This window comes from Verrucomicrobiota bacterium (genome assembly GCA_016871535.1).
Classification (GTDB): domain Bacteria; phylum Verrucomicrobiota; class Verrucomicrobiia; order Limisphaerales; family SIBE01; genus VHCZ01.
Window position 1 is genome coordinate 1 of record VHCZ01000183.1, and the last position, 12,453, is coordinate 12,453.

2 protein-coding genes are annotated in these 12,453 nt (G+C 61.2%); both read left to right on the top strand.

Features of this window, described 5'->3' with window-relative positions; all coding sequences use genetic code 11:
- Positions 1–630: 630 nt before the first annotated feature.
- Positions 631–1,251: a septum formation protein Maf gene (gene maf / locus FJ398_19850; GenBank protein ID MBM3840175.1), complete on the top strand. Its 621-nt coding sequence runs from the start codon at positions 631–633 to the stop codon at positions 1,249–1,251.
- 377 nt (positions 1,252–1,628) lie between these two features.
- Positions 1,629–11,864, top strand: a complete 10,236-nt coding sequence (locus tag FJ398_19855; GenBank protein ID MBM3840176.1) for a hypothetical protein — start codon at positions 1,629–1,631, stop codon at positions 11,862–11,864.
- Positions 11,865–12,453: the final 589 nt, after the last annotated feature.

Below are 12,453 nucleotides of genomic sequence, written 5' to 3' on the forward strand. Positions count from 1 at the left end.
TGCGCTAGTGAGCCTTCCTCACGGACCCTGAACTCGGTAGGGCGAGTCCGTCCCGGCGAGCCGCTCGACGAGTGTGGAACACGTCCAGTCCGGCTCGCTGGGGACAGGCTCGCCTTACCGTGAGGGGCACGGCAGGTTCCCAAGCACTTCTCGCTCGCATCGAACATCGAACGTTGAACGTCGAACGGTTCATGGGAAGCTTCCTGCGCTAGTGAGCCTTCCTCACGGACCCTGAACTCGGTAGGGCGAGTCCGTCCCGGCGAGCCGCTCCACGTGCTTGGAACACGTCCGACTCGGCTCGCTGAGACAGGCTCGCCCTACCGAAACGAATGAACACGAATAAGCACGAATTCGGACGGAGTTGGAGCAGTGATGGCGAGTTCACGAAAAGGTCACTAGCGGGCTGCGGAAACGGCGCGAAAGCTCAATCCTAGCCAAAGAGATTCGAAAGTTAACCACCGATCACACGGATTCACACGGATAGGAACGCATCCACATCCGTGTCTATCCGTGTCCATCCGTGGTTAAAAATCCGAGAGACATTTTTACGAAATCTTCAAATTCAGAATCTGTTCGTGTCGATTCGTGTTCATTCGTGATGCCTGACTGAATTGTTACGAATAAATCAGGATGGCGGGAAACGCCAGGTTCTGGTTGTCTGCGGGCATGGCTCTCCCGAAACTGATCCTCGCTTCAGCCTCGCCGAGGCGAAGCGAATTGCTGCGCCGGTTGGACGTGGAGTTCCAGGTCGTTTCCAGCAACGCGGCGGAGGTTCTCCAGGAGCAACTGACCCCGTCGGAACTCGCCCAGATCAACGCTTACCGAAAAGCGCGGGCCGTCTCCAAACGCTATCCGGATTATCTCGTGCTGGGCGCGGACACGGTCGTGACCCTGCGAGGCAAACTGTTCGGCAAGCCCGCCAATCTCGCCGAAGCGCGGCGGATGTTGGAAGTGTTGCAAGGCGACACGCATCAAGTCGTCACGGGCGTTTCCATGATCCATCTCCGGCACCGGCGCGAACGGCTCTTCGCCGAAATCACCGAAGTGACCTTTCGTCCTCTGACTCTCGAACAAATCGATCGCTACCTGGCTTCCATGAATCCCCTCGACAAAGCGGGCGGCTACGCGATCCAGGAAGGCGGCGACGCGCTCGTGCAAGACGTGGTTGGTTCCTACTTCAACGTCGTCGGCCTGCCTTTGGAGCGGCTGAAGGCTGAGTTGGGGCGGTGGAGTGGGGGAGTGACGGAGTAACGGAGTATCGGCGTAACGGAGCGATGGAGTGTTGGAGTGATGCAATTTCCAATACTCCAACACTCCAACACTCCATTACTCCCTCACTCCGATACTCCGAGACCCCGACACCCCGTTCCTCCGTCACTCCGTCGCAGTCCGCCTTCGCATGAATCCCTCTCATGGAACCGACCTTACACCGGACCGCGCGGCAAGAATTCTGTTGCTTTTTTTAAGACCGTGTGATGTCATACGCCCCGTTCCCAGAGACGAACAGGCTGTACTCAAGTAGTAAGTCTCGGCGTAAACCCAGATATGCTGCCCTGCGAAATCTGTCGCCTACCCAGTTGTTCGGAAGCTTTTGTCTATCCCCAGACAAAAAACTGTGAGGAAACCATATGTGCACAACATCCCTGAAATCCCCCTCGGTCAATGCAACCAAATCTTTTTTGCCCAGGCTCGCCTCCGCGCTTTTGAGCGCAGCGATTCTGGTTGCGACGGTTTGGCCGGCCCACGCCCAGGCACAGACCCAGCTTCGCGCGCTCTTCGTTTATGCGGGCGCGACGATGAACGCCAGTGACCTGGCGATCTCCAATCGCCTCGCGACCCTGGGCTATCGCGTGCAAGCGGTCCTCGACACCGCTTCCGCCACCGCCCAGGCTGCCACCAATGATTTGATCGTCGTTTCCTCGACGGTCGGTTCCGGCAATTTGCTGGCCAGCGGCGCATACAAATACCTGGCCTCGACCGTGCCGGTCATCAACTGGGAGAGCGCCAACCTGGACGATTTGCGCATGACAAGCACTGCCGCGGGCCGCTTCGGCTCGCAAGGCTCGCAAACCTCGATCAATATCGTTCGAACGGACCACCCGTTGGCTGCGGGCCAGCCCCTTGGCACCAATGTCATCGTCACCAGCGCCCAGACGATCCAGTACGGAGTCGCGCTGCCCAATGCGATCGTCATCGCCCGCCAGGTGGGCGACGACAACAGGGCCGTGCTTTTCGCGTATGAGCGCGACGACGTTTTGTTCGGCGGAACCGTCGCCGCCGAGCGACGCATCGCCGTCCCGCTGGATAGCAACACCTTTGCGGCTGCCAATACCAACCTGATCGCGCTGTTCGACGCCGCCGTCCGCTGGGCCAATCCAACCAATCCCGCCCCCGTCTTCGTGCGTGAACCCGCCGACGCCACCGTCGCCGAAACGCGGTCCGTGTCCTTCACCTGCGAAGCGAACGGCGCGCGGCCGTTCTCCTTTCAATGGCTGAAGAACAACACCGCCATCGAAGGCGCAACCGGCCGGACCCTCACATTCGCGCCAAACCTCAGCGATAACGGAGCGACCATTTCCGTCCGCGTCACCAACGCCTCCGGGAACGTCACGAGCCGCGCCGCCAAATTGACCGTCACCGAAGACAAATCGGCGCCCACCATCGTTTCCGTCACCGGGAGCACAACGTTCACCGACGTGACGATCAAGTTCTCCAAGCCGCTTTTGCCTGCGACCGCGACGAACCTTCCGAATTACGCCTTTTTCCCTGCGGCGCTGGGCATCACCGGCGCCAAACTCAGCGCGGACCGCACCACGGTTGTCCTGAGCACGACTCCGCAAACCCCGGGCGCGACCTATACTCTCCTCGTTTTCAGCGTCCGTGATGCCACCGCTGCCGTCACCCCCATCGACCCCGGCACGGAAGTAAGTTTTTCCGCGTGGGTTCTCAGCCGGGGAGTTTTGCTCGCCGAAAGGTTCGACGACATCGCCGGCAACACGGTTGCGGATTTGATCAAAGTGCCCAAGTTCGTGGACAACCAGCCCGATTCGACCCGATACATCACCTCGTTTAACAGTCGGACCGATGACGTCCCCGAACTCAATGGCGAGCGCGTCTCCGGATACTTCACGCCTCCCTCCAGCGGCCTGTATCGCTTCTTCATCCGCAGCGACGACGCTTCGCAGTTGTTCATGAACACCAACAGCGCCAATAGCACCGCCGCTTCCGGAAAAGTGTTGATCGCGAAGGAAGACGCGTGCTGCAACGCCTACGGCTCGACCGCCGCCGGTGGACCCCGCGTTTCTCCGGACATCGCGTTGACCGCCGGACAGCGCTATTACATCGAAGCGTTGCTAAAAGAAGGGACCGGCGGCGATTATGTCCAAGTCGCGTTCCGCGAGAAAGCCATCAGCGGGAACCCCCCGAACGTCGAATTCATTCCCGGAGTTTACCTCAGTTCATTTGCCAACCCGGACGGCGCGTCAATCACCATCACCCAGCAACCGCAAAGCGTCAACATGACCGAAGGGGGTGGAGCGAACGCCACCTTCTCCGTAGCTGCCACGGCCGTCACCCTCACTTCAACCGATCATCCGATCGCTTACCAGTGGCAAAGGAACGGCGTGGAGATCATCGGCGCCAATGGCAGTTCCTATTCCACGGCGGCGACTCCCTCGAACAACGGAGCGAAGTACCGGGCCTTGCTCATGATCCCAGGCAAAGAGGTTTTGAGCCAGGAAGCCACATTGACCGTCACGCCGGATACCACCGCTCCGTCGCTGATCAGCGCCAACACCTACACCCGGACGGACAAAGTCACCGTGACGTTCTCCGAACCGGTCAGCGTCGCGACCGCGACCAAGACTGACAATTATTCGCTCAACAATGGCGTGCGCGTCACGAGCGCGACGCGAATCGAGCCGAACAAGGTTGAGTTGGCTGTCACCACGGCGCCGGCGCCCGCCGCCACCACACCTCCCGCGGGTGCGCCGGCTGGGACCACCCCTGCCGCTCCTCTTGCTTACGAAGGTTTCGACTACCCGGCGGGCGAAATCCCCGGCAAAACCGGCGGCACAGGATGGGGGGCCGCCTGGCAAACGAACGGTTCGCCTGCAAACAGTTCCCTGGTTCAAGCTGGGAGTCTTTCCTACACGGATGCGCGCGGCAACACTCTGGTGACTTCGGGCGGTAGAGCCTACTTTACTGGAACGAACAACACGGCCCAGCCGTTCCGCGAATTGCCCAGTGTGCTGACCAACTCCGGCACCACCGCCTGGTTCAGCTTCATCGGCGCGCGCATCGGACGCACCACCAACAATCTCGTAGCCGCTGAAACGAATAATATCTATCCGCGGGCGGCGAACGTCTCCCTCTTCAATTCGACCCTGGCCGCCAGTTCAGAGCAGCTTGCGGTCGGCGGCAGTTCGGGCGCGCCGACCAACACCTGGGCGCTGCTGCCGGACGGTTCGCTTGCCAACCGCCGGGGATCGCTGGCGGCCATGGACCAGGTTTCCTTTGTAGTGGTGCGGGTTGATTTCAAGGACGGCAACGATGATGCCTACCTCTGGGTAAATCCTTCGCTGGACGCCGAACCCAGTATCGCCAGCGCCGAGGCCAAATCCACTGGCGCCTTTGATTATTCCTTCAACCGAATCCGCCCGTTTGCCGGAAACACCCAGGCCACCCGGCCTTATGCTGAGTTGCTGGTCGATGAACTGCGCGTCGGCCTGAGTTATGGTTCAGTGGCGCCTTTCGACAAACCGGCGCCGGGAGCCGAGACGACGCTCATTGCGATCAATGAGATACAGAACTGGCGGTACGAAAACACCGGCAACGACCTGGGCACCTCTTGGAAAGAGAAGAACTTCGACGATAGATCCTGGGGAATCGGGAAGGCGCTCCTGGCATTTGAAACTGGCGCCACCGCGGAACCGATTCGAACTCAGCTTGTGCGCAGGAAGCCGGGCTCGACCGCGAACGACATCATCACGGACTACTTCCGCACGCACTTTACCTTCAACGGCGATCCGCAGACGACGATGCTGATCATCCGCCATGTCGTGGATGACGGTGTCGCGCTCTATCTGAATGGCCAGGAGGTGCACCGGTTCTTCCTTCCCGCCACAGGGCCAATCACCTCCTCGACGGTCGCTGTGCCCAGCGACCATGAAAACAGGTACGAGGGGCCGTTTGTGATTCCTTCGAGCGCGCTTGTGGTTGGTGACAACGTATTGGCGGCCGAAGTTCATCAGAATAACACCACCAGTTCGGACATGGTGTTTGGGCTCGAACTGAAAGCGGCTCCAGCGCCTCCACCCAGCATTGGGTTGAACTTCGGCGCGAACGAAGCACGAGGCCTCCTGGCTTCGACGAACATTGCCGGCGTAGCTTCCATCGCCCAGGCGAATTGGAACAACCTGGGTGGCCAGACCGGTTCCACGAACAAGATTGTCGCTGACGTCGGAGGCACCGCCGCAGCCACGCCGGTCAACGTCGAGTGGAATTCGAACAACACCTGGGCTTCGACGGGCCGCGGGGAAGAAAACAACCGCTTCGCCACGAATGGCGCCGACCGGGTTCTGATGACCGGCTACCTGGACACGACCGCCTCTTCAACCACGGCGATCACCATCGGGAACATCCCGCCCGCCCTGACTTCGGGTGCCGGTTACGACGTTTACGTGTATATCCTGGGCGGTGTGCCGAACAAGGGCGGCGGCTATCGCATCCTGGATGGCAAGACCCGGGCCGTGCTGAAGGGGTATGTGATCGCAGGAGCCAGCGCCAATCCGACCAACCACGTGGCTGTGCCCGTGGGCTTGCCGCCCGGCCAAGTCGGAACCGGCACTTACATCGTGTTCGCCGGCCTTAGCGCTCCCACCATCGTGGTTGAAGCCACGACGGCGGGTGGCCTCGGCTTCGGCACCACGGCCTTCCGCGCGCCTATCAATGCGGTGCAAATCGTGCCGTCGCGGCCGTACAAGCTGGGTTTGAACTTCGGCTCGAACGAGCAGGACAGCAGTTTGACGCCGAAGGACGTCGCCGGTGTGGCTTCGGTGGCTCAGGCCAATTGGAACAACCTGAACGGCCAGAATGGATCGACGAATAAGGTGGTCGTGGACATTTCTGGCAGCAGCCAGCCTGTGGACACCTCTGTCATCTGGGCGTCCAATGGAACCTGGGCCAACCTCGCGGCAGCCGGCCGCACCGAGAACAACAACGCGTTCCCAACCAACAGTCCCAACCGCGTGCTCATGCGCGGTTACCTCGACACCGGCAACACTACCACGACCAGCGTGACGATATCGAACCTCCCGCCACAATTGAGTTCGGGCGGCTACGACGTTTATGTGTACACCCTGGGTGGCGTTTCGGCCCGTGGCGGAGCTTATCGAATCGTCGATGCCGCCAGCGGGGCGGTGCTCAAGGATTACGTGCTCGCGCAATCACCGGCCAATCCAAACAGCTTGGTGCAGGTTCCGATCCTGCCCGTGCCGCAATACGGCGCCGGTACCTACCTCCTATTTTCCGGATTAGGGGCTTCGGCGATTCGGATTGAGGCCACGACGGTGGTGCCGTTCGGTTTCAGCGGCACGCCGCGCGCGCCAATCAATGCCGTCCAACTCGTCACTCCGAGCAGCGGACCTCCCGCCGCCAGCGGCCCGTTGCCGACGGATGGGCTTCGCCTGACCATCAATAGCATCCAGGATCTGGCGGAGAAACCGAACACCATCGCTGCGAATGCCCAACTGGTCATCAACAACGACCCGGCGGCTCCCGCAGAATTCGGCCGGTTGCTCAGCGCTTACCAAACGGACTTCAGCGGATCTTCATTACCCGCCGGCTGGGTTGCGCGAGGCGCCACCAACGTGTACAGCGTGACCAACGGTTACCTTCGCGTCAGCACCGCCGCGGGCGATCCCAACCATCTCTTGTACGAAGTCGCCGGCTATAACCAGACGAATCAGGAAGTGCTGGCCCGCATTCGCATCGTGAATTTTGGGCCGAACGGAGATCAGCCTCGCGGCGGCATCGGAGTCGGTGTCGGGACCAACAGCCAGGGCATCAACCTGCATTTCCGCGATTCAAATCAAACGGACGGCGGCACCACGGTCAACGGCCGCCACATCAGGACGCTGGACGATTTGCGCGCCTGGGGGCCTGGATTTGATTTCCGGCCCGTAGGACCCAACCGCTGGGTAACCAACAACTGGTACTGGCTGCGGCTGAAGCAGCAGCCGGACTTGGCGAGCGGCCGAATGGATGTCTTCGGCAAAGCTTGGCTCGCCAATGGAACCGTTCCCGAACCAGCGGACTGGCAAATCACATGGGATCGATACCCGGCTGCGACCGTCCGGGCGGGTTTTGCAGGAATCACTGCGGGCAGCGCGGGCGGCGTGTCCGTCTTCGACGTGGACTACGTCATGATCAAAGCGGACGGCCTGAGCACGATCAAAGCGGGCGGAAGCGATCTCGCACCGAAGCAAGCCTTGTTCGTCACTGGCGCGACGCCTTCGGCCGGCGACCGTGTCGTCTCGAACCGCTTGGTTACGCTCGGCTACAAGGTCACCAGCGTGACGGCCCCGGCAGTTACGACGGGTCATGCCTCGGGCATGTCCGTGATCGTCGTTTCTTCTACGGTGAGTTCGGGTGACATGCTGTCTGGCGGCGTCCACAAGTTCCGCGACACCGCCGTGCCGCTCATGAACTACGAAAGCGCGAACTACGATGATCTGGGCATGACGGGCACCGCTTCCACCGAATTCGGCACCACCGCGACCCAGACTTCCATCAACATCATCCGCGCGGGCCATCCGCTCGCGGCCGGCTTGCCGGCGGGCACGAACGTGATCTTCACCTCGGCCCAGACGACCACCTGGGGCATTCCGCTTCCCAATGCCATCGTGATCGCACGTTCCGTCGGCAGCGACACCCAGGCGGTCATCTTTGGATACGAGCAAGGCGACGTGTTGTTTGATGGACGCCGGGCCGCAGAGCGGCGCCTGGGCTTCGTCCTCGACGATGCCTCGCCGACGGCCGCCAACGCCGCGACCGCCGCTTTGTTCGACGCGGCGATTCGCTGGCTGGATACTGAAGATCCAACCCTGGCCATCACGCGCGACCCGGCTGACACCAGTGTCACCGAGAATACAACGGCCACGTTCTCCGTTGAACCCAACGGCGCGCGGCCTTTCTCTTATCAGTGGTTCAAGAACAACGCTGCCATCGCCGATGCGTCCAGCCGGACGCTGACAGTTCCAGTCGCGATGAGCGACAATGGCGCGGTGTTCACCGTGCGCGTCACCAACCCGGTGGGCAACGTGACCAGCAAGGGCGCCAAAGTTACCGTGACGGCAGACAAGGCCGCGCCGGCGGTGGTTTCCGCGACAACGCGCGGGAATCCGAACGGTGTCACCGTGGTCTTCTCCAAGCCGATTGCGGACACGGCGTTCGATCCGGCCAATTACTCCGTCAGCGGCGGAATCAACGTCTTTGCCGCCGGACCGGGCCGCGATAACCGGACGGTCGTATTGACCACCGCGGACATCCCGGAAGGCCGTGCGCTGACCCTCACGATCAAGGACGTCACGGATCGCGCGGCTGTGCCCAACAAGATTGCGCCGAATCCCACCACGGTGAGTCTCAACACGTCCCAGAGCCTCCTGGCCTTTCTGGCGTTCAATGGCATCCCCGGCAACAGCGTTGCGGATTTGATCAACAACCCGAAATTCCGCAGCGGCCAGGCGGATGAGGTGCTCTTCATGTCCGAATTCAACACGCGCTCGGTCTATCCGAACGACAGCCATGAAGGCTATGGCGCGTGGATCGCCGGGTACTATATCCCGCCGTCCAACGGCGTTTATCGGTTCTTCATCCGCAGCGACGACGCCTCGCAACTCTGGATGAGCACGAACAACGCGACCAGCCAAGATCCAACGAAGAAAGTGCTCGTCGCGCGCGAAGACGCGTGCTGCAACAATTACGGAGCGACGGCCGCCGGCGGACCGCGTGTCTCTCCCGAAATCGCGATGAACGGCGGGCAGAAATACTGGGTCGAGGCTTATCTGAAGGAGGGCACTGGAGGCGATTTCCTCCAGGTCGCCGTCCGCGAAAAAGCCGTGACTGGCAACCCGCCGAACACGGAATCCATCCCAGGATCGCAGTTGTCGTCGCCCATCGCCTCGGGCGCGGTCGAAATCACGGCCCACCCGGTCACGGCGACGGCAACGGAATCGCAGCCTGCCACCTTCTCCGTGGCGGCCGTTGGAACGCCGCCTTACGGGTATCAATGGTACAACAACGGCATAGCGATCGCCGGAGCGAACGGCGCAACCTACACGATTCCGCGGGTCACGTTGGCGCACCAAACCGCCTTCATCAGCGTGCTGGTGACCAACGCCTTCAGCGTGGCGGCGAGCGACCCTGCCACCGTGAAGGTGTTGCCGGACACGACTCCGCCGATTCTCATCTCCGTTTCTGGTGGCCCGTCGCTGACCGAGGCCACGCTGGCGTTCAATGAGCCGCTCGATCCCGCCAGCGCGAACAACGCCGCGAATTATTCGGTCGCCGGCCTCAACGTGGTCGCGGCCAAACTTGGAGCGGACAGCCAGACGGTTGTTCTCACGACCGCGCCCCAGCAGCCTGGCATCGAGTACACGGTGACCGCCAAAGGCGTGAGAGATTCGACCTCCGGCCGCAACGCGGCCAACAGCATCGGTCGCTTCACCAGTTGGGTTCCCGCCAGCGGATACTTGCTGCGCGAAGTCTATAACAACATCGGCGGCGTGCTGGTCTCGGATTTGACCAACAATCCGAAATTCCCCAACAGCCCGGACGTGATCGATCTGGCGGCAACCTTTGAGACGCCGTCCTCGGGGGGGGCTCCGGACAACTACGGCGTTCGGCTCACCGGGTTTATCATCCCGCCAACCACGGGTGATTATGTGTTCTACATCTCAGGCGACGATCAGTGCCACTTGTTCCTCAGTTCGGACGAGAGTCCGAGCAACCGGCAGCTGATTGCCCAGGAACCGGCCTGGAACGGCGCCCGGCAATGGGTCGTCACGGATCGGCGCAACGCCGCGAACCCGGAGAATCGCTCGGCCCCCATCCCGCTTGTGGCCGGGAAGCGATACTATGTCGAAGCGCTCATGAAAGAAGGCGGCGGAGGCGACCACCTTGGCGTCACCTGGAGGGCTCCGGGCCAGCCCGTTCCCGCGAATGGCGCGCCGGTGATCCCGGGAGAATTCCTCGCCACGGCAGCCAACCCGGCGGGCGCGTCGATTAACTTCCAACAGCAGCCGCAGAGTGTGGCGGTCAGCGATGGCAATACAGTCACGCTGTCGGTCGCCGCCCAAGGAGTGACGAGACAGTCCAAGACGCAGCCCGTGCGTTATCAGTGGCAAAGGAACAGTGCGAACATTCCGGGCGCTACAAACGCGTCCCTCACCACGCCGCCTCTCAAGGTGGCCGACACCGCTACTTACCGCGTTGTCTTAAGCATTCCCGGTGCTGTGGCGACAAGTCAGGACGCCGTGGTCACAGTCACGCGCGACACGGTTGCCCCCACGCTGGTCTCCGCCAGTTCATACGCTCGAACGGACCGGGTGACCGTCGTGTTCTCGGAAGCGGTGTCCAACACTGCGACCAACGCGGCCAATTACGCCATCAACAACAACGTCACGGTGCGGTCCGTCACGCGCGCCACGGCCAATTCGGTTGATCTGACCACCACCGCTCTCGCGGCGGGGCAGTTCCACATCTTGACTGTGAACAACGTGCAAGACGTCGCCGGCAACCCGATCCGCGTCCGGTCGCGCATTCTGATCGACACGAATCCGGCGGTCCCGTCGGACTTCGGCTTGGTGGTCAGCGGCTATCAGGATGATTTCAGCAGCCCGACGCTGAATCCGAATTGGATACGGCGCGGTCCGTCGCCGAACATCTACAGCCTGACCAACGGTGTGTTGCGAGTAGTGAGCGCGGCGGGCGATCCAAATCACCTTGTGTATCAAGGGCCGTACAGTTCAACGACCCAGGAAGTCCTGGCTCGAATCCGAGTCCTTGAGTTTGGAACGGGCGATCCGGCTCGAGCCGGCATCGGAACAGCGATCAACACCAACAGCCAGGGGATCAACCTGCACTTCCGTGACCTGAATCAGGACGCCGGTGGAGTCTCGATCAATGGCCGTCACGTGCGGCTGTTGGATGATAATCGCGCCTGGGGACCGGGCTTCGACTTCCGGCCCGTGGGCACAAACCGCTGGGTGACCAACACCTGGTACTGGCTGCGTTTGCGACATGAAGTGAATCTCGGCACCGGTCAGGCGGATGCTTTTGGCAAGGCCTGGCTTGCAGACGGCACAGCCCCCGAACCGGCCGATTGGCAAGTTCGATGGGATCGTTATCCGGCAGCAGCACCTCGAACCGGGTCAGGATTGTTTGCCGGCATCACCGGTGGCAGCATCAACGGCATCTCGGTGTTCGAGGTGGATTACGTCCTCATCAAAGCCGAGGGTCTCCCAGGGATCAACGTCGAGTCGAGCGCGTTCGCGCTGTTAGGCAGCCGAAGAGGCAGCGGAGATCTGCAGCTCCTCAATCTCCAGCCGACGCGAAGGGACAACACGGTCGTGCTCGCTGATGAAGGCCGGAAAGACGCGCTGTCAATCATCAAGATCGAAGACGGCGTTGTGGTTCAATTCCCGGCTTCACCGGGACGAACCTACAAGATTCAGGCGTCAAACGATCTGAAGACCTGGACGGATATTGGCTCCGCGACCGGCAGTGCGCAGGGCCGCGGCCAGTTCCTCGATCCTGAGACGACGAATATCGAGCAGCGGTTCTACCGCACGCTTTCCCCGTAAATCCCAAGCTACACACAAACGGGACCTCCCACGAAAGGGCGCGCCCAATGAGCGCGCCCTTTCCATTTTGATGTAGGGCAGGCTTCCAGCCTGCCAAGTTCGGGAGTGTCGGAGTATCGGAGTGTGGAGCGGTGGAGTAGTGGATTGGTGGACCTTACTGATCAGACCGTGGGAAAGAATAGACTTTGCCAGGGGTCTTTTGGCCAGCCGCGAGGAGCGCGCGAGGCGGTGGATCCCTGCGATCCACAACGAGCGAGCGACGAAGCGGCTGGCCAAAAGACCCCTGGCCCTGCGGGTTGCGCCGCATTTGGGATCTGGCTTCGTTGCTCCTCAGTCGAAGATCCACCAGGGATATTCTCCTTCGTCGCGTCAGAGCCTAAATGCGACGCAACAAAGTGTATTCTATCCCACGGTCTGATCAGTAAAGCGGCAGTAGCTTAGTGGTCCATTTCATAAATACGCTCACGTTCGCGGCAAGGGATTTTTCGGCCAGACGAGGCGCGAGCGACGAGCATATCCCGAAGTGGATCTGTAAGGAGCAAGCAACGAAGTCTGGCGAAAAAGAACTGCCGCCCTTCGGGTTGCGCCG

Bases quoted from the DNA above. Each gene is read 5' to 3' on its own strand.
- maf (MBM3840175.1), top strand. From the start codon at position 631: ATGGCGGGAAACGCCAGGTTCTGGTTGTCTGCGGGCATGGCTCTCCCG.
- FJ398_19855 (MBM3840176.1), top strand. From the start codon at position 1,629: ATGTGCACAACATCCCTGAAATCCCCCTCGGTCAATGCAACCAAATCT.